The sequence below is a fragment of the Streptomyces violascens genome (genome assembly GCF_014649955.1).
Classification (GTDB): Bacteria; Actinomycetota; Actinomycetes; order Streptomycetales; family Streptomycetaceae; genus Streptomyces; species Streptomyces violascens.
Genome location: NZ_BMUA01000003.1, coordinates 319,115 through 337,445, shown reverse-complemented (window position 1 = coordinate 337,445; position 18,331 = coordinate 319,115). Strand labels below are relative to the sequence as shown.

The window sequence follows — 18,331 nt, the reverse complement described above, 5'->3', positions numbered from 1 at the left end:
CTCGTGGGGGAGTGGCAGGGCGCAGAGCTCATGCCCTGCCGAAGCGCTCACGCAACTTGTATTTCAGTACCTTCCGCAGCGTCTCGTTCCTCGGCAGCGCCTCCACCACCTCAAGCCGCTCGGGCAACTTGTGCACCGAGAGCCCCTGTCCGCGCAGGTAGGAAGTCACACCCTCCAGCGTCAACTCCCCAGCTTCCGGCGGCTGTTCGACGACGGCGCACACCAGCTCTCCCCGCTCGGGGTCCGGAAGTCCGACCACGGCGGCGTCGCCGATCGCCGGGTGGGTGTGCAACAGATCCTCGATCTCCTTCGCGGAGATGTTCTCGCCCTTGCGGATGATGATGTCCTTGATGCGGCCGGTGAGGACGAGGTGCCCGGACTCCTTCAGGTGCCCCACGTCGCCGGTGATCAGGAACCCGTCGGCGTCGAAGACGGCCTTCGACTGGGCCGCGTCGAGATACCCCCGGCACACCGCCTCGCCGCGCAGCCGCACTTCGCCGTCCACGCCGGGCGGCACCGGCCCGCCCGCCTCGTCGGTGATGCGGATCTCCATGCCGGGCGGGGGGCAGCCCTCGGTGGTGGCCAGGTTCTCGGCGGTGTCGTCCGGGGCGCCCATCGTGATCATCGGGACCTCGGTCATGCCGTACCCGTGGGTGAGCTGCACGCCCATCTCGCGTACGACCGCGTGGTAGACCTCGGGCGGTTTCGGCGCGCCGCCGCCCGCGAGCAGCCGGAGCGTCGGGATCACCTTCTGGCCGGGCTGTTTGCGCTGCTCGGCCAGGAACATCGAGTAGAAGGCGGTCGAGCCGCCGGCCACCGTCACGCCGTGGCGGCGGTATTCGTCAAGGGCGTCCGGCAGCGCGAAGTGCTCGAACATCACGGCGGGGAAGCCGTAGAGCAGCAGCATCACCGTGTAGTCGGGCCCGGCTATGTGGGCGAACGGGAAGGCCATCGAGCCCACGTCGGCCTCCGACAGGCGCAGCGCGTGTGCGAGGCAGGAGCCGCCCGCGATCAGCGAACGGTCGGTGTGTAGCACGCCCTTGGGGTCGGAGGTGGTGCCGGAGGTCCAGTAGATCCAGCGTACGGAGGTGCCGTCGGACGGCGGGGGCGGCAACAACTCGGGGTTTCCGTCGGGGAGTTCGCCGTACGCCTCGAAAACTCCGCGCGCGCCGAGCCGCCGGGCCATCGCGGTGTGGTCGAAGCCGCGCCACACCCCCGGCACCGCGAAGAACTCCGCCTTCGACTCGCGCAGCGCGAAGCCCACCTCGCGGTCCCGGTAGAACGGGATCACCGGGGACTGGACCGCGCCGAGCCGGGCCAGGGCGAACGACAGGACCGCCGTCTCGATCCGGGTCGGCAGCTGCCAGGCGACCACGGTTGCGGGCCGTACGCCCATGCCGTACAGGCCCGCCGCCACCCGTTCGCAGCGCTCGCGCAGCGCGCCGAAGGTCAGGGTGCGGTCGCCCTGGAGGAGGACCGGGCGGTCCGGGGTGAGCTCGGCGCGGCGCTCGATCAGCTCCCAGAGCGTGCGCGAGGAGCCCAGTGCGTGTGCGGTGTCGGCCATGCCGATCCCCCCAACTTCCCGAACTGACGGGCTGTCAGATATGGCGGAGAGCGTAGGCCCCCGCTCCTTGCTGGTCCAGGGGTGCGAGGCTAGCCTGAGATCTGACGGGTCATCAGATATGCGGAGGGGACCTCATGACCGAACTGCCGCGGATCGTCAGCGTCGACGACCATGTGATCGAGCCGGCCCATCTCTTCGACGTCTGGCTGCCCGCCAAGTACCGCGACCGAGGCCCCAAGCCGCTGACCGCCGGGATCGGTGAACTGGCCTACGTGGCGGGCAAGTACCAGATCACGATGGACCCGGACGGGCCGCCCACCGACTGGTGGATCTACGAGGACCTGAAGTTCCCGTACAAGCGCAACATCGCCGCCGTCGGCTTCGACCGCGACGACATGACCCTCGAAGGCATCACCCGGGCCGAGATGCGGCGCGGCTGCTGGGACCCCAAGGCGCGCCTGGCCGACATGGACCTCAACCACGTCGAGGCCTCCCTCTGCTTCCCGACCTTCCCGCGGTTCTGCGGCCAGACCTTCGCCGAGGCCCAGGACAAGGAAGTGGCGCTCGCCTGCGTCCGCGCCTACAACGACTGGATGGTCGAGGAGTGGTGCGGCGACAGCGGGGGCCGGCTCGTCCCGCTGTGCATCATCCCGCTGTGGGACATCGGCCTCGCGGTCGCCGAGATCCGGCGCAACGCCGCGCGCGGGGTGCGCGCGGTGACGTTCTCCGAGATCCCCACCCACCTCGGCCTGCCGTCCATCCACTCCGGCTACTGGGACCCGTTCTTCGCCGTCTGCCAGGAGACCGGCACGGTGGTCAACATGCACATCGGCAGCAGCTCGCAGATGCCCGCCGCCTCCCCCGACGCGCCGCCCGCCGTGCAGGCCTCGCTGAGCTTCAACAACGCGATGGCGTCGATGATGGACTTCCTGTTCAGCGGGGTGCTCGTGAAGTTCCCGAGCCTCAAACTCGCCTACAGCGAAGGCCAGATGGGCTGGATCCCGTACGCCCTGGAGCGGGCGGACGACGTGTGGGAGGAGCACCGTGCGTGGGGCGGGGTGCGCGATCTGATCCCCGAGCCGCCGTCCACGTACTACTACCGGCAGATCTTCTGCTGCTTCTTCCGCGACAAGCACGGGGTGGCGTCCCTGGACGTGGTCGGCCGTGACAACGCCACCTTCGAGACGGACTACCCGCACGTCGACTCGACCTTCCCGCACACCAAGGACGTCGCCCTCGACCACGTCAAGGGCCTCGACGACGAGACGGTCCACAAGCTGATGCGCGGCAACGCGATCCGCATGCTGGGCCTCGATCTCGACCGCGACCGGGCCCGCTCATGAAGTCGACGCACGCCGAGGAGCGGCGATGGACCTGACGTACACGGACGAGGAGGAGGCCTTCCGGGCCCGGCTGCGCGAATGGCTGGCCGTGTCCCTGCCCAAACTCCCGCCGAAGCCGGACCCGCTGGACTGGCCGGCGAGACGCTCGTACGACACCGCCTGGCAGCGGATGCTGTACGACGCCGGGTACGCGGGGCTCCACTGGCCCGAGGCGGCCGGGGGCCGGGGTGCCACGCCCACGCAGCACCTCATCTACCTGGAGGAGACCGAGAAGGCGGGCGCTCCCTACGTCGGCGCGAACTTCGTCGGGCTGCTGCACGCAGGACCCACCATCGCCGCCGAGGGCACCCCCGGACAGCGGGCCCGCTGGCTGCCGCCGGTGCTGCGCGGCGACGAGATCTGGTGCCAGGGCTTCAGCGAACCGGACGCGGGTTCCGACCTGGCCTCGCTCCGCACCAAGGCGGTCCGCGACGGCGACGACTACGTGGTGACCGGATCGAAGATCTGGACCTCGCACGCCGAAGTGGCCGACTGGTGCGAGCTGTTGGTGCGCACCGACCCCGAGGCGCCGAAGCACCGGGGCATCACCTGGCTGGCCATGCCGATGGACGCGCCCGGCATCACGGTCCGCCCGCTGCGCACGCTCGCCGGGTCGGCCGAGTTCGCCGAGGTGTTCCTCGACGAGGTGCGGGTGCCGGCCGCCAACCGGGTGGGCGCGGAGAACGACGGCTGGCGGGTCACGATGGTGACCCTGTCCTTCGAGCGCGGCACGGCCTTCGTGGGCGAAGTGGTGGCCTGCCGCCGGACGCTGACGGAGCTGGCGGCGACGGCGAGGCAGAACGGGACCTGGGACGACGCGACGATAAGACGTCAACTCGGCCTGCTGAACGCCGAGTTCACGGCCTTGTGGCGGCTGACCCAATGGAACGTGAGCGAGTCGCAGCGCGTCGGCGGGGTCCCCGGCACCGGCGGCTCGGTCTTCAAGCTCCGCTACTCGCACGCCCGCCAGGAGCTGTACGACACCGCGGCCCGCGTCCTCGGCCCGGACTCGCTCGACCTGGACCGCGAGTGGACCCTGGACAGGCTCTCGTCCCTCTCGTACACCATCGCCGCCGGTACGTCTCAGATCCAGCGGAACATCGTCGCCGAGCGCATCCTCGGCCTGCCCAAGGGGCGCTGATGGACTTCCGACTCACCGAGGACCAGAGGGCGTTGAAGGCGGCCATGCGGGAGCTGCTCGAAGCGCGGTTCGACCGGGACGCGCTGCGAGCGGCAGTGGAGCGGCCGGAGCTCGACCGTTCGCTGTGGCGGGCACTGGGCGACGCGGGGTTCTTCTCGCTTCGGCTGCCCGAGCGCGAAGGCGGCGTCGGGCTCGGGCTTCCGGAGGCGGTGCTCGTGTTCGAGGAGGCGGGCCGGGCGCTGCTGCCGGGCCCGCTGGTGGCGACCCACCTCGCGGCCGGCACGGTGGAGGGCGCGGCGACCGGCGAGAGCGTGGTGACCCGGGTCGACGGCGCTCTGGTCGCCTGGCTGGACGAAGCCGACCACGTACTGGGGGACGCCTCGGACGCGACTGCGATCCGCTCCCTCGACCCGCTGACCCCGCTGCACCGGACGGGCGGAACCCGTACGGCCACGGCCGTCGAGGCCGTCCTCCTGAGCGCGGCCGAACAGCTCGGCAGCGCGGCTCGCAGCACGGACCTGGCCGTCCAACACGCACGGGACCGCGAGCAGTTCGGGCAGCCGGTCGGCGCGTTCCAGGCCGTGAAACACCTGTGCGCGGACATGCTCGTACGGACCGAGGTGGCGCGGGCGGCGGTCTACGCGGCGGCCGTGACGGGGGACCCGTACGAGATCGCCGGGGCCAAGCTGCTCGCGGACGAGGCGGCCGTACGCGGTGCGCGGGACTGTCTCCAGGTGCACGGCGGGATGGGGTTCACCTGGGAGGCCGATGTGCATCTGCACCTCAAGCGGGCCTGGGTGCGGGCCGGGCAGTGGCAGTCGGCCCAACAGGCGGCCGAAACGCTGGCTTCGGCGCTGTAGGGCGTACGGGGCGGCACAGTGAGCGGTCACGGTGCGTTGACGGCCGGCGGCCCGGCGCACTCGCCCCGGGCCGGAGTCGAGGGTGCTCTCCGGTACTCTCCGTGGGATGCGAGTGGTGGTGTGGCGCGGCTCTCCCGGTGTTGCCAGTGCGGCGGTCCCGGGCCAGGGGCCGCACGCCACACGCGCCGGACGGAGGCGTCGTACGCGCTCCCGTTCGGTTTCCCGCAAAGTGAGCCGCACAGTATGCACCACGCATACTCCTTCGCGCTGGAATATGCCCGAAGCGCTTGTTGCGGTGACTGTACGTCAACCATGCTGTCTCCCATGGGAATCACGTTCCGTGACCCCGATGGTGGTCCCTGTGAGGCGCGAGGCGATGTGTCCGCCGGTTCGGATGGTGTGAACGGTGCAGGTGCTTCAGGTGCAGTTGGAGGTCGGGCCGGATCCCGCCGAGGTGGGCCGGGCCCGGAAGTGGGCCCGCTCGCGGTTGGCGGGATCCGGAATAGGGCTCGATGAGCCGTGTGCCGAGACGTTGATCCTGCTGATCTCGGAGCTCGTCACCAACGCCGTGGTGCACACGGGCTGTCCGGCGGTGCTGCGGATGCTGCTCGGCCCGGCCGAGGGCGGCACCGTCCGGGTCGAGGTGGCGGACACCAGCTGTTGTCCGCCCAAGCCGCGCCATGCGCTGGGCGACGACACCAACGGGCGCGGCCTCGAACTCGTCGACGGGCTCGCCGACCGCTGGGGCTGGCGGCCCGAGGGCGTGGGCAAGTCGATCTGGTGCGAGGTGGACCGCGACGCGCCCGAAGTGCCGGCGGCACCGGAGCGTTCGGGGCACTCGGGGCTCAAGGAGCTTTCGGGGCGCACGGACGGGGCGTACGGCAACGGGGCGTACGAACCCCCGTGCGCTGTCACAAATACGGCATAAGTAGCAAAGCCTTCAGTGGGTGTTGACGCCTGGTGGCGGCCTGATCACTCTGGGATGAGCGATTCGTCGCGAGGGGACGCCGAGGACTCTGCACGGCCTCGGCGAGTGCGGGTCGTGGCACGGCGTCGGCTCCAGCAGGGCGAGGCTCCTCTCAGGGCATGCGAGGAGCAGAGCCGGTACGCCGATGCCTGGGTGGCGGCGGCGGTGCCGCGCTCGGGGCGCGCACGCGGCGCCGCCACCCGTGGATCTGCCCGGGGGACTGTCGAGAGGGGCTCTCTGCGGGTCCCACTGCAGGTCTCTCCGCGAATCCAGTGGCTCCAGTGGATCTACAGGATCGCTACCGGTGCGACGGGGGTTCCGGTCGCCCCCGCAAAGGGTTCCGGCATGGCGCTCAGCAGGAACGCGTACCGCGATGCCTCGGCGCAGGCGGTCGAGAGGTCCTCCAGATTCCAGTTCTGGCCCTGGAGCATGCCCATCTCGACGAGATCCAGGGCGTGCACGGGCAGCCACAGGTCCTCGATCTCGGGCGGAAAGATCTCGAAGGTGAGGGTGTCGTTGGCGACGGCGGCGACGTCCCGCGCGTGGAACCACTCGGGCGTACGCACGGAGAGCCCCGGCGACGGATAGCCGTAGCCGTGCTTGTCCCCGGCCAGGTACACCTGCATCTGCCCGGTGCGTACGAGCACGATGTCCCCGGCGCGCACGGTGACCCCCGCGAACTCCTCCGCCTCGGCCAGGTCCTCGGGCGTGACCGCGTGCCCGCCTTCGAGCCGGTCGAGGCCCTTGGCGCGGGCGATGTCGAGGAGCACCCCGCGCGAGACGACGTGTCCGGGCTTGTCGATGCCGCTGAACTCGGCACCTCCGTGCGGGGTGATGGTGGCGGCGGGCCGGCCGTTGTAGATCTTCCCCGAGTGCGAGACGTGGGTCAGGGCGTCCCAGTGGGTGGCGGCCTGGAGCCCGAAGGTCACCGCGTCGTCGCTGCACGCGACGGTGCCGGGGCCGAAGATCTCCTGGTTGATCTGGACCATGGTGTGCAGCGGGTTGACCCTCCCGGGGATGACGCCGGTCTGGACGCCGTCCTGCCGGAGGGGGAGGGCGAGGGGGATGCGGCGGCCGGAGCGGATGTGTCCTGCGGCCTGTCGGACCGTCTCGTCGGTGATGTGATTGAGCGTTCCGATTTCGTCGTCGGGCCCCCAACGGCCCCAGTTGTTCACGCGTTTGGCGATTTCGTGGAACTCGGGCGGCAGTGACATACGCGTCCCTCCCGGGGTCTTGTGGTGGAGCATCCGACGGGTCATAGAATCTAACGGTCCGTCAGAAACCGCGGGAAGGGGCCGGGCGTGGGGAACTTCTTGGCAGGCAAGGTCATCGCAGTGACGGGGGCCGGCCGGGGCATCGGCCGCGCCGTCGCGCTGGCGGCGGCCGCCGAGGGAGCCAGGGTCGTCGTCAACGACTACGGCGTCTCGATCGAGGGCGCGGAGCCCAGCAGCGAGATCGCCGACGCGGTGGTGAAGGAGATCGTCGCGGCGGGCGGCGAGGCGGTGGCCGTCGCCGACGACATCTCGACGATGGCGGGCGGCCAGCGCATCGTGGACACGGCGCTCGCCCAGTACGGGCGGATCGACGGGGTGGTGTGCGTCGCGGGCATCCTGCGCGAACGCATGCTGTTCAACATGTCCGAGGAAGAGTGGGACCCGGTGGTCGCCACGCATCTGAAGGGCACGTTCACGGTGTTCCGGGCGGCGTCGGCGGTGATGCGCAAACAGGGCTCGGGCACGCTGATCGGCTTCACCAGCGGGAACCACCAGGGGAGCGTGGCGCAGGCCAACTACAGCGCGGCGAAGGGCGGAATCATTTCGCTGGTGAGGAGCGCGGCGCTGGGCTTGCACAAGTATGGGGTAACTGCCAATGCCGTAGCGCCTGTTGCCCGCACCCGGATGTCGGCGAACGTCCCCATGGAGCTGAAGGAGATCGGCTCGCCGGAGGACGTGGCGGCGCTTGTGGTGTACCTGCTGTCCTCGCGGGCCCGGGAGGAAGGGATCACGGGCCAGGTGTACACCATCGCGGGCCCCAAGATCGCGGTGTGGGCACAGCCGCGGGAGCTCCGCGCGGGGTACGCGGAGGGGGCCTGGACCCCGGAAAGGATCGCGGACTTCCTGCCGGGGACGGTGGGGGTGGATCCGATGCCGATGCTGGCGCGGCTGGAGGAGATGGCGAGGGCGGCGGCGGGTTCGGAGCGGCCCAATGCGTAGTGCCTCCGCCGTGGTTGGGGGGTGCCGAGCTTCCCGGAATGCCCGGGGCTCCGCCCCGGATCCCGGGGGGTCGCCCACCCACTCGTACAGGCCCTCGAGAAGGCCAAGCCCTGGGGGCTCCGCCCCAGACGCCGTTCGCGCCTTGAGGGCGCTCGTGCTCAAACTCCCCCAAGGCCTCAAGGCTCAAGGGCCAGGGGGACCCCCATGACAGGCTGAAGATGCCGATGCCGGCCGGCACCGACCCCGCCAAGGGGCGCGGGGAACTGCGCGAGCGACCACCCACGGCCCGCGGCCGACCCCTCCAGGTCGGAGGGCCGAACCCACCCACCCCCGGAGGCCACGCGGCGGAGCCGCAGAGTGTTACAGCCGGGAAGGGGCGGGGTGGGGGGAACTCTCTCTGACACAGGAGGCGCCATGGACTTCCGCACCACCCCCCAGGACGACGCGTTCCGCGAGGACGCAAGGGCCTGGCTCACCACTCACCTCGCCCGCCAACCACCGGACTGGGAAAGGGAGTTGGGCCGGGGCGGATGGATCGGCATCGGCTGGCCGGGCGGCGCGACGTACGGCAACCGCACCGCCACCCTCACCCAGCAGGTCGTCTGGGCCGAGGAGTACGCCCGCGCAGAAGCCCCCGCCCGCACCGGCCACATCGGCGAGAACCTCCTCGCCCCCACCCTCATCGCCCACGGCACCCCCGAACAGAAGAACCGCTTCCTGCCCCCCATCGCCCGCGGCGAGGAACTGTGGTGCCAGGGCTACAGCGAACCCGGCGCCGGGTCCGACCTGGCCGGCATCCGTACCACCGCCCGCCGCGCAGGCGACGGCACGTACCGCGTCACAGGCCAGAAGATCTGGACCTCCCTGGCCCACGAGGCCGACTGGTGCTTCGTGCTGGCCCGCACCGAGGAGGGCTCGCGGCGCCACCACGGCCTGTCGTTCCTTCTCGTGCCGATGGACCAGCCGGGCAGGGTCGAGGTCCGGCCGATCCGGCAGATGACGGGGACGAGCGAGTTCAACGAGGTGTTCTTCGACGGGGCCGAGGCCCGTGCCGAGCACCTCGTGGGCGGCGAGGGCAACGGCTGGCAGGTGGCGATGAGCCTGCTCGCCCTGGAGCGCGGAGTGTCCACCCTGGCCCAACAGGTGGGATTCACAAGGGAGTTGGAGCACATCATCACCCTGGCCACGACCGGCGACGCACGTGCCGACCCCGCCCTGCGCGAGCAGCTCGTCAAGCAGTGGGCCGAGCTGAAGGTCATGCGGTGGAACGCACTGCGCACGCTGGGGGGCTCGGGGGACGCCGGGGCGCCCAGCGTGGCCAAGCTGCTCTGGGGCGGGTGGCACCGCAGGCTCGGGGAGCTGGCGATGGGGGTGCGGGGCGCGGCGGGCACCGTGGGCCCGGCGGACTGGAGCGAGCCGAGCCCGTACGAACTCGATCCGCTCCAGCACCTGTTCCTGTTCACCAGGGCCGACACGATCTACGGCGGCTCGGACGAGATTCAGCGCACCATCATCGCCGAGCGCGTGCTCGGCCTGCCGAGGGAGGTCCGGGTTCCGTGAGAGGTGTCCTGTTCGACGGGAAGCAGAGCCAGGTCGTCGACGATCTGGAGATACGGGACCCGGGGCCGGGGGAGGTGCTCGTGGCCGTCGCGGCGGCGGGCCTGTGCCACTCGGACCTGTCCGTGATCGACGGGACGATCCCGTTCCCGGTGCCGGTGGTGCTCGGCCATGAGGGCGCGGGCGTGGTGGAGGCGGTGGGCGCGGGGGTCGGCCATGTGGCGCCGGGGGACCACGTCGCGCTGTCCACGCTCGCCGGCTGCGGGGCGTGCGCGGAGTGCGACCGGGGCCGGCCGACGATGTGCCGCAGGGCGATCGGCATGCCGGGCCGCCCGTTCTCACGGGACGGGTCCCCGCTGTACCAGTTCGCCTCGAACTCGGCTTTCGCGGAACGCACCCTGGTCAAGGCCGTACAGGCGGTGAAGATCCCCGAGGACGTGCCGCTCACCTCGGCGGCACTGATCGGCTGCGGGGTGCTGACGGGCGTGGGCGCGGTCCTGAACCGGGCCAGGGTGGACATCGGCGAGACGGTCGTGGTCATCGGGACCGGCGGGATCGGCCTCAACGTCATCCAGGGCGCGCGCATCGCGGGCGCCTCGGTGATCGTCGCCGTCGACAACAACCCGGCGAAGGAGGCGCTGGCCCGCCGGTTCGGGGCGACCCATTTCCTCGCCTCGCCGGACGGCGTCCGGGACATCCTCCCGAACGGCGCCGACCACGCCTTCGAATGCGTGGGCCACCCGGCTCTGATCCGCGCCGCCGTGGACCTCCTGGACCGCCACGGCCAGGCCATCCTGCTGGGCATGACCGCTCCCACGGTGGAGGCGTCCTTCCTGCCCGCCGCCCTGTTCCTAGACAAATCCATCCTGGGCTGCCGCTACGGCAGCTCCCGCCCCCAGCGCGACATCCCCCGCTACGCCGACCTGTACCGCAAGGGAGCCCTCCTCCTCGACGAACTGGTCACCAAGACGTACCCCGTGGAGGACTTCGCGAAGGCGTCGGACGACCTGCACCATGGGCGGGTGGCTCGGGGGGTGCTGACTTTCTGAGCGGCGGCCCATCGGTGCACGTGGCCCTTCCGGGAAGTGAGTCTTCCGGAAGTGAGTCTTCTGGGAAGCGGGCTCAGCCCGCCGTCCCCGCCCGGAAGGTGCGTCGGTAGACCGTCGGGGGGACGCCCAGAGTTGCCTGTAGGTGCTGGCGCAGGGACGTCGCTGTGCCGAAGCCTGCCGCGCGGGCTATCGCGTCCACCGACAGGTCGGTGGATTCGAGGAGGTGGCGGGCGTGCTCCACGCGTTGCTGGGTGAGCCACTGGCCGGGGCTCAGGCCCACCTCCTCGCGGAAGCGGCGGGTGAAGGTGCGGACCGACATGGATTCCCGTTCGGCCAGGTCGCGCAGCTGGATCGGCTCGTGCAGGCGGCCCAGGGCCCAGGCCCGCGCGGCCGTCGTCGTCGCCAACTGCGGTTGTGGCACGGGGCGTTGGATGAACTGGGACTGGCCGCCCGGGCGGTGCGGGGGTACGACCGTGCGGCGGGCCACGTCGTTGGCGATCGCCGAGCCGTGGTCTCGCCGCACGATGTGCAGGCACAGGTCGATCCCGGCGGCCACGCCCGCCGAGGTCAGCACGTCGCCGTCGTCGATGAACAGGACCTCCGGGTCCACGTCCACGGCGGGGAAGAGCCGCTGGAAGTGCTCGGCCGAGGCCCAGTGGGTGGCGGCCGGGCGGCCGTCGAGGTAGCCGGCCGCAGCCAGGACGTAGCCGCCGGTACAGATCGACACCATGCGCGTCCCGGGGCGTACGAGAGCGAGGGCGGCGGCCAGTTCGGGGGTGAGCACGCCCTCCTCGAAGACCGGGCCGAGTTCGTACGAGGCCGGGATCACCACTGTGTCGGCGGCGGCCAGGGCGTCCGGGCCGTTCTCCACGAGGATCGAGAAGTCGGCGTCGGTGCGGACGGGGCCCGGTGGGCGGATCGAGCAGGTGACGACCTCGTACAGCGGTCCGCGTGCCGGGTCGGCCGCGCGGCCGAAGATGCGTTGGGGGATGCCGAGTTCGAAGGGGAGCAGGCCGTCCAGGGCCAGGACGACGATGCGGTGGGGTGGGGCGGCGTCGTCGGCCTTGCTCATGGTGGCCTCCTTCGTGGTGGGGTGGCGGTCTGCACCGCTGGCACTGGTCTGCACCGCTGGCACTGGCCCGGCCCGGCCTGGCTTTGTCGCTATCGCTATCGCTGTTGCTATCGCTATCGCACAAGTCTGAGCGCGGCCGGGGCATTCCCTCACCCCGCCCCATGAGACACGCGGCGGAGCCGCGGGGTGTCACAGCCGGGGAGGGGCGGGGTGGGGAGTGGAACAGGGCCAGTCCCCCCATGGCCCGATCCCTGCGAAGGGTGGCCTTTCAGCCACTCGTACGACAGAGACCCGTACCGCCACGCTGTTCGACGTGACCCGGACAACCGACAGCCTCCCCATCGCGCCCGCCCCCCGGCTCAAGCCCGAACCCAGGATCCACCGCGCCTGGTACGTGGCTGCCGTCGCCTTCGTCACGATCATCGGGGCCGCAGCCTTCCGCTCGCTGCCCGGACTGCTCATCGACCCGCTGCACAGCGAGTTCCACTGGTCGCGCGGCACGATCGGCGCCGCGGTCTCCGTGAACCTCGCGCTCTACGGCCTGACCGCCCCCTTCGCCGCCGCCCTGATGGACCGCTTCGGCATCCGCAAGGTCGTCGCGGTCGCGCTGACCGTGATCGCGGTCGGCTCGGGGCTCACCGTCTTCATGCAGCATGCCTGGCAACTCATCCTCTGCTGGGGACTGTTGGTGGGCCTGGGCAGTGGATCGATGGCGCTCGCGTTCGCGGCGACCGTCACCAACCGGTGGTTCACCGAGCGCCGCGGTCTGGTCACCGGCATCCTGACCGCGGCCTCCGCCTCCGGCCAGCTGATCTTCCTGCCGCTGCTCTCCTGGATGGTCGAGGCCCACGGCTGGCGCCCGGCCGCCGTCACCGTGACGCTGGCCGCGCTCGCCGTCGTCCCCTTCGTGTGGCTGCTGCTGCGCGACCACCCGGCGGACGTGGGGCTCGCGCCGTACGGGGCGAGCGCATACGTGCCCAAGCCCGCCCCCGTCACGGGCGCGGCCCGCCGCACCCTCACCGTCCTCGCCAAGGCCGCCCGCACCGGGCCGTTCTGGCTGCTCGCGGGCACGTTCGCGATCTGCGGCGCCTCCACCAACGGCCTGGTCCAGACGCACTTCGTACCGGCCGCCCACGACCACGGCATGCCGGTCACGGCGGCCGCCGGACTGCTCGCCGTCATTGGCGTCTTCGACGTCGCGGGCACCATCTTCTCGGGCTGGCTCACCGACCGCTTCGAGTCGCGCCGGCTGCTCGCCACGTACTACGCCCTGCGCGGCATCTCGCTCCTCTTCCTGCCGATGCTGCTCGCGCCCGCCGTCCATCCCCCGATGGTCTTCTTCATCGTCTTCTACGGGCTCGACTGGGTGGCCACCGTGCCGCCCACCATCGCCCTGTGCCGTCGGCACTATGGCGACGACAGTGCGATCGTCTTCGGCTGGGTGCTCGCATCGCACCAGGTCGGCGCGGCCGTCATCGCCTTCCTGGGCGGGGTGGCCCGCGACGCCTTCGGCAGCTACGACGTCGTCTGGTACGCCTCGGGCGCGCTGTGCGCGGCGGCCGCGCTGATGGCCCTGGTCATCCGCCACCGCCCCGGCACGGAACCGCTCGCCGTGTGATCCCCTCTTCCTGTACGGGACCGACGTTTACGGGGACGTCCACGAAGACGTCTACGGGACGTTTGCGTACAGGGGAGCCGGGTGTTTCCCCGACCGGGGGGGGACCTAGGGGGAACATCATGAAGCCGAGCAACACGCAGGGCGTCGCCCTGCTGGCCGCGGCCCTGCTGTGCGCCGCCGTGACCGGCTGCGGAACGGCCCGCCCGGGCGACCCGGCGGCGGTCGCCCCGGCTGCCCAGCCGTCCACGCCGTCCGCCACGTCGGCGAACCCCTGTGGGGACGAGACCACGGATACGACAGAGGACGGAACCTCCAGCGGTGCCGGTCCGGCGACGGAGGACGAGGCGGGGACGCCCGGTCCACCGACGGACGAGGACACCGGCAGCCCCGGCCCGCCGACCGACCAGGGCACCGGAAACCCCGGCCCTCCCACCGACGGCGACGGCAACGCGGGCACCCCCGGCCCTCCCACCGACGCCGACCCCGGCACCCCGGGCCCGCCCACCGACGGCACCGCGACGCCCTGCCTTCCCGCCGGCTGGTTCGACATGACGCGGGACTTCGTCGGCTACTACTCCCAGCACCTCACCAAGGCCGACGACGGGATGTGGCCGTCGGTGGTGGCGGTCCGCATCCGCAAGGAGGGTGCGGCCGAGGAGGCCGTGGTGACGGTCGACTTCAACCCGCCGCCGGGCGCCGACGACTGGGAGGGCCGCAGGGTGGCCGAGGTCTTCGCGGACTGGCGGCACGCGGCGTACGACGACAAGGGCAAGCTGCGCGTGGAGACCCGCAGCGGGCGGCTCATCACCGACGCGGCCTGGTGAGCGGCGTCGCGGAAGGCCGGCTCAGTCGCTGAAGCGGCCGAACCTGCCTCCGTGGAAGAGGAGCGGGGCGGCGCCCTCCGTGGCGCCCAGTGCCTCGACGCGGCCGACCACGATCAGGTGGTCCCCGCCGGTGTGCACGTTCTGGATGCGGCAGTCGATCCACGCCGGTACGCCGTCGAGCCGGGGCGAGCCGGTCATGGGCGCCGCGTCGAAGGCGACCCCGGCGAACTTGTCGGCCCCGCTGACCGCGAACCCCCGGCAGAGTACGGACTGTTCGGCCCCGAGGACGTTCACGCAGAACACCCCGGCGCGGGCGATGCGCGGCCACGTCGTCGACGTACGGGCCACCATGAAGGCGACCAGCGGCGGGTCGAGGGAGAGCGAGGCGAAGGACTGGCAGGCGAAGCCGGTGGGTCCGGCCGCGTCCTCGGCGGTGATGACGGTGACCCCGCTCGCGAACTGCCCGAGCACGCGCCGGAATTCACCCGGAGCGACCGGCGCCCGCTCGTCGTCCCGTACGGCCCGGAGGTCCGGGCGCGGCAGGAAGTCGACGGGCTCGGCGGCCGTGGCGGCGCCGACGGACCTGAGGTATCGGACGACGGTGGCCGCCATCCCTGCGTGTCCCATCACATCAGCCATTGAAGCTGACGGTATGTCAGATTGGAAGCCTCGCGGGTGCTGAAATGGCTTACAGGCCACGGTATTTGGGGGTGCGGCGCTCCACGAAGCTCGCCACTCCCTCGTTCGCGTCCCGGGTCGTCATGTTGATCTCCTGGGCCCAGGCCTCGGCGGCGAGTGCGGTGCTGCGGTCGGTGTCCAGGGAAGCGTTCACCAGGTGCTTGGTGAGGGCGAGCGCGCGGGTCGGCCCGGCCGCGAGCCGCTCGGCCCACTCCTTGGCGGTGGCGGCGAGTTCGGCGTCCGCGACCACGCGGTTGACCAGTCCCATGCGCTCGGCGTCGGACGCCCGCAGCGCGTCCCCGAAGAACATCAGCTCCTTCGCCCGCTGCGGCCCCACCAGGCGCGGCAACAGATAGGCGCCGCCCCCGTCCGGTACCAGGCCCCGGCGTACGAACACCTCGATGAACTTGGCCGATTCGGCGGCCAGAACCAGATCGCAGGCGAGCGCGAGGTGGGTGCCGAGACCGGCGGCGGTGCCGTTGACGGCCGCGACGACCGGCTTCTCGCAGTCGAGTACGGCGGTGATCAGGCGTTGGGCGCCCTGACGGATGGTGCGGGCGACGTCGCCGGCGACCCGCTCGCTGCCGGACGCGGTTCCGGTCGCCGGTGCCCCGCGAAGGTCGGCTCCCGCGCAGAACCCCTTGCCGGTGGCGGTGATCACGACGGCTCGTACGGCAGGGTCGGCGGAGGCCGCGCCGAGCAGCGAGATGACCCGTTCGCGCTGGTCCCAGGTGACGGCGTTCATGGCGGCGGGCCGGTTGAGCGTGATCCACGAGACGCCGTTGTCAGTGGCGTGGAGTACCAATGAATCCGGGGAGTCGTCGAGCGGGTCCATGCGGGGGCTCCAGATACGGGGGCGGGGAAGTGGCGAGTGGGGACGCGGCGAGTGGAGGGATCGGCTCAGCGGCAGATGGCGAGGGCATCGAGGGCGACCGCGCCCTGGCCGCGCGGGAGCACCATGATCGGGTTGATGTCCAGCTCGGCGAGCTCGTCGCCGAGTTCGAGGGCCATCCGCTGGACGCGCAGGACGACTTCGACGAGCGCGTCCACATCCAGCGGGGGCCCGCCGCGTACGCCGTCGAGGAGCGCCCGCCCCCGGAGTTCGCCGAGCATGTCCCGCGCCTGCTGCTCGCCGAACGGGGGGACGCGCACGGCCGAGTCGCCGAGCACCTCCACCAGGACGCCGCCGAGCCCGACGGTCACGGTGGGCCCGAACAGCGAGTCGTGCGAGACGCCGACGACCATCTCGACGCCGCGCTCGACCATCTGGCACACCAGGATGCCGTCGAGGTCGACGCCCTCGTACCGGGCGACGTCGGTGAGCTCGCGATAGGCGTCCCGGATCTGGCTGGCCGAGGTCAATCCCACCTTGACCAGGCCGAGTTCGGTCTTGTGGGCGAGCCGTGCGCCGGAGGCCTTCATGACGACGGGGTAGCCGACGAGCCCGGCCGCGCGCACGGCGGCCGCCGCGCTGGTCACGAGCTGCTCGCGCGGCACCCGGATCCCGTACGCCCGCAGAAGCTGCTTCGCCGCGTGCTCGCTGAGCTGCTGGCCCGGGCGCATCAGGGCCTGCGCCTTGCGGAACGAAGGAGAGGGCACGCGGGGCGCCTCGTCGAAGGGGGAGCGGTAGCCGGTGGTGAACCGGTGGTGCGAGAGGTACGCCCGTACGGCGCCGATGCAGTTGGCGAACGTGCGGAAGGTGGCGACCCGGTCCGAGCCGAGCAGCGTCTCGCGGTAGGCGGCCTCGGTGCCGAGCGGCGAGCCCCACACCACGCACACCAGCTTGTCGCTCTGTTCCGCCGCGTCCACCAGGTCCTGCGCCAGCTTGTCGCTCATGGGAGGGAAGGGACCGGTGATCGGGCAGATCAGCACACCGACGGAGGGGTCGGCGAGGATCGCGTCGATTATTTTGCGACCGCGCCAGTCGCCGACGGGGTGCCCGCCGTTGTCCACCGGGTTCGCCACATTCAGGTACGCGGGTATCCACTCATGGAGCTGGTCCTGCTTGGCGGGGGAGAGGGTCGGGAGGTGGAGCCCGGCGGCGGTGGCGAGATCGGAGAAGTGCGCCCCCGTGCCGCCGGAGATCGAATAGACGACGACGCCGTCGGCGAGAGGCTTGCGTGCCCGGGCCAACAGGGCGGCGGTGTCCTGGAGTTCGTCGAGTCCGTCGACGCGGATGACGCCGTACTGGCGCATGGCGGCGTCCACGACGTCGTCGGCGCCGGTCAGCTTGCCGGTGTGTGAGGCGGCCATGCGCGCGCCGGCCTCGGTGCGGCCGACCTTCACGGCGACCACGGGCACACCGGCGCGCGCGGCGCGGTCGGCGGCGAGCAGGAAGGAGCGCCCGTCCTTGAGCCCCTCGACGTAACAGGCGATGGCTCCGACCTCGGGCCGTTCGGCGAAGTAGGAGATGAAGTCGGCGGTTTCGAGGTCGGCCTCGTTGCCGGTGGGCGCCCAATGGGAGAGCCGTACGCCGAGTTCCTGCAGGGTGAACACGGGCCGCCCCTGGTGCCCGGACTGGGTGATGAGCGCGATGGCGGGCCCGTCGAGATCGTCCCGGAACTTCTCGAAGGCGTTGAGGTTGGTGTTGGGCCCGAGGAGGCGGAGGCCGGAGCGCTTGACGGCGGTGGCGAGGCGGTCCTGAGCGGCGGCGCCCTGCTCGCCGGTCTCGGCGAAACCTGAGGCGAAGGCGACGGCGAACTTGACCTTGGCCTCGGCGAGTTCCTCGATGACGGGGAGCGGGTCGCCGACCAGGAGCACAGCCAGATCGACCTGTTCCGGCAGGTCGGACACGGAGGGGACGCAGGGCAGCCCGAAGACGGATTCCCGGGTGGGGTGGACGGGGTGGATGCGGGCGCCGACCCGCTGGGCCCAGTCGATGAGCTGGCGGGTGATGCCGGTGTTGGGGCGGCCCTCGGCGTCGGAGGCCCCGACGACGGCGACGGACTCGGGCCGGAAGAACCGGTCCAGATCCGGTACGTCGGCGTACAGGGGGCGGCCGCTGACGTCCAGGTCGCCCTCGCCGGCGGCTCTGCCGTGGACGGCGCCGGGGGCGGGCTGCTCGCCGCAGGCGACCACGCGCGCGCGGAAGTCGGTCGTGAGGGTGCCGTGAGTCGATCCAAGCATCGTTCCGCCCGCTCCTGGTCGAGGGCCAACATGACTGAGCCGTGCCGGTGGTAACTGACGCATAGTCAGATTACAGACCTGACGGTCAGTCAGGAACCGGTGTGCGAGCAAAGCCTCAACCCTGCGAAGCCGTGGGGTCTGCCTCGCCCCTGCTTCCGCCCCCGCCCCAACCGTGCGCTGGGCCTGCCCCGAACCCCGGGTTTCCCAAACCCGGTTGGTCGCTTTTTGGCCGGGCGGGACCGAGCGGGCCGGTGGGGGTGCGCCGGGGCTCCGGCCCAGG

15 protein-coding genes are annotated in these 18,331 nt (G+C 71.4%); 9 read left to right on the top strand and 6 right to left on the bottom strand.

Translation table 11 applies throughout. From position 1 onward, the window contains the following. Nucleotides 1-28: 28 nt before the first annotated feature. Entirely contained in the window at nt 29-1,564 is a 1,536-nt protein-coding gene (locus IE206_RS09870) for a class I adenylate-forming enzyme family protein (protein ID WP_189961675.1), read from the bottom strand. 134 nt (nt 1,565-1,698) lie between these two features. Between IE206_RS09870 and IE206_RS09865 the strand changes: the two genes are divergently transcribed. The 4 genes from IE206_RS09865 to IE206_RS09850 all read left to right on the top strand — a co-directional run bounded on the left by IE206_RS09865 (nt 1,699) and on the right by IE206_RS09850 (nt 5,875). Beyond that, nucleotides 1,699-2,907 carry an amidohydrolase family protein gene (locus IE206_RS09865; protein ID WP_189961674.1) on the top strand — a complete coding sequence of 403 codons (1,209 nt, stop codon included), beginning with the start codon at nt 1,699-1,701 and terminating at the stop codon, nt 2,905-2,907. Nucleotides 2,908-2,932: 25 nt separating this feature from the next. Continuing rightward, complete coding sequence (locus tag IE206_RS09860) at nt 2,933-4,087, top strand: acyl-CoA dehydrogenase (protein ID WP_189961673.1); 1,155 nt, start codon at nt 2,933-2,935, stop codon at nt 4,085-4,087. Beyond that, complete coding sequence (locus IE206_RS09855) at nt 4,087-4,947, top strand: acyl-CoA dehydrogenase family protein (RefSeq protein WP_189961672.1); 861 nt, start codon at nt 4,087-4,089, stop codon at nt 4,945-4,947. Before IE206_RS09860 ends, IE206_RS09855 begins: the two co-directional genes overlap by 1 nt. A 406-nt stretch (nt 4,948-5,353) precedes the next feature. Beyond that, nucleotides 5,354-5,875, top strand: coding sequence for an ATP-binding protein (locus IE206_RS09850; RefSeq protein WP_189961671.1), 522 nt, complete (start codon nt 5,354-5,356; stop codon nt 5,873-5,875). Between the two features lie 326 nt (nt 5,876-6,201). Here IE206_RS09850 and IE206_RS09845 read toward each other — a convergent pair whose 3' ends face one another. Next, the gene (locus tag IE206_RS09845; protein WP_189961670.1) at nt 6,202-7,128 is read right to left on the bottom strand and encodes a cyclase family protein; all 927 of its coding nucleotides are present in this window, start codon (nt 7,126-7,128) and stop codon (nt 6,202-6,204) included. An 87-nt stretch (nt 7,129-7,215) separates the two neighbouring features. On the opposite strand from IE206_RS09845, the gene IE206_RS09840 reads away from it, so the two are divergent. From IE206_RS09840 to IE206_RS09830, 3 genes are all read left to right on the top strand, one after another. After that, a complete protein-coding gene (locus tag IE206_RS09840; RefSeq protein WP_189961669.1) occupies nt 7,216-8,127 on the top strand; it encodes an SDR family NAD(P)-dependent oxidoreductase in 912 nt (303 codons plus the stop codon). Nucleotides 8,128-8,541: 414 nt separating this feature from the next. Continuing rightward, on the top strand, nt 8,542-9,687 hold the full coding sequence (locus IE206_RS09835) for an acyl-CoA dehydrogenase family protein (RefSeq protein ID WP_189961668.1): 1,146 nt from the start codon (nt 8,542-8,544) through the stop codon (nt 9,685-9,687). Beyond that, nucleotides 9,684-10,733 (top strand): Zn-dependent alcohol dehydrogenase, encoded by a 1,050-nt coding sequence (locus IE206_RS09830; RefSeq protein WP_189961667.1) that lies wholly within the window; start codon nt 9,684-9,686, stop codon nt 10,731-10,733. The genes IE206_RS09835 and IE206_RS09830 overlap by 4 nt, the downstream gene beginning before the upstream one ends. Nucleotides 10,734-10,806: 73 nt before the next feature. Here IE206_RS09830 and IE206_RS09825 read toward each other — a convergent pair whose 3' ends face one another. Further along, nucleotides 10,807-11,805 carry a GlxA family transcriptional regulator gene (locus tag IE206_RS09825; RefSeq protein ID WP_189961666.1) on the bottom strand — a complete coding sequence of 333 codons (999 nt, stop codon included), beginning with the start codon at nt 11,803-11,805 and terminating at the stop codon, nt 10,807-10,809. Between the two features lie 313 nt (nt 11,806-12,118). Here IE206_RS09825 and IE206_RS09820 point away from each other — a divergent pair, with 313 nt between their 5' ends. Next, nucleotides 12,119-13,423 carry an MFS transporter gene (locus IE206_RS09820; RefSeq protein ID WP_189961665.1) on the top strand — a complete coding sequence of 435 codons (1,305 nt, stop codon included), beginning with the start codon at nt 12,119-12,121 and terminating at the stop codon, nt 13,421-13,423. 119 nt (nt 13,424-13,542) lie between these two features. Further along, nucleotides 13,543-14,247 (top strand): hypothetical protein, encoded by a 705-nt coding sequence (locus tag IE206_RS09815; protein WP_189961664.1) that lies wholly within the window; start codon nt 13,543-13,545, stop codon nt 14,245-14,247. 21 nt (nt 14,248-14,268) lie between these two features. Here IE206_RS09815 and IE206_RS09810 read toward each other — a convergent pair whose 3' ends face one another. The 3 genes from IE206_RS09810 to IE206_RS09800 all read right to left on the bottom strand — a co-directional run bounded on the left by IE206_RS09810 (nt 14,269) and on the right by IE206_RS09800 (nt 18,051). Then, the gene (locus tag IE206_RS09810; protein WP_189961891.1) at nt 14,269-14,859 is read right to left on the bottom strand and encodes a flavin reductase family protein; all 591 of its coding nucleotides are present in this window, start codon (nt 14,857-14,859) and stop codon (nt 14,269-14,271) included. A gap of 76 nt (nt 14,860-14,935) precedes the next feature. Next, a complete protein-coding gene (locus tag IE206_RS09805) occupies nt 14,936-15,760 on the bottom strand; it encodes an enoyl-CoA hydratase/isomerase family protein (protein ID WP_189961663.1) in 825 nt (274 codons plus the stop codon). A 65-nt stretch (nt 15,761-15,825) separates the two neighbouring features. After that, on the bottom strand, nt 15,826-18,051 hold the full coding sequence (locus tag IE206_RS09800; RefSeq protein ID WP_189961662.1) for an acetate--CoA ligase family protein: 2,226 nt from the start codon (nt 18,049-18,051) through the stop codon (nt 15,826-15,828). Nucleotides 18,052-18,331 lie beyond the last annotated feature (280 nt).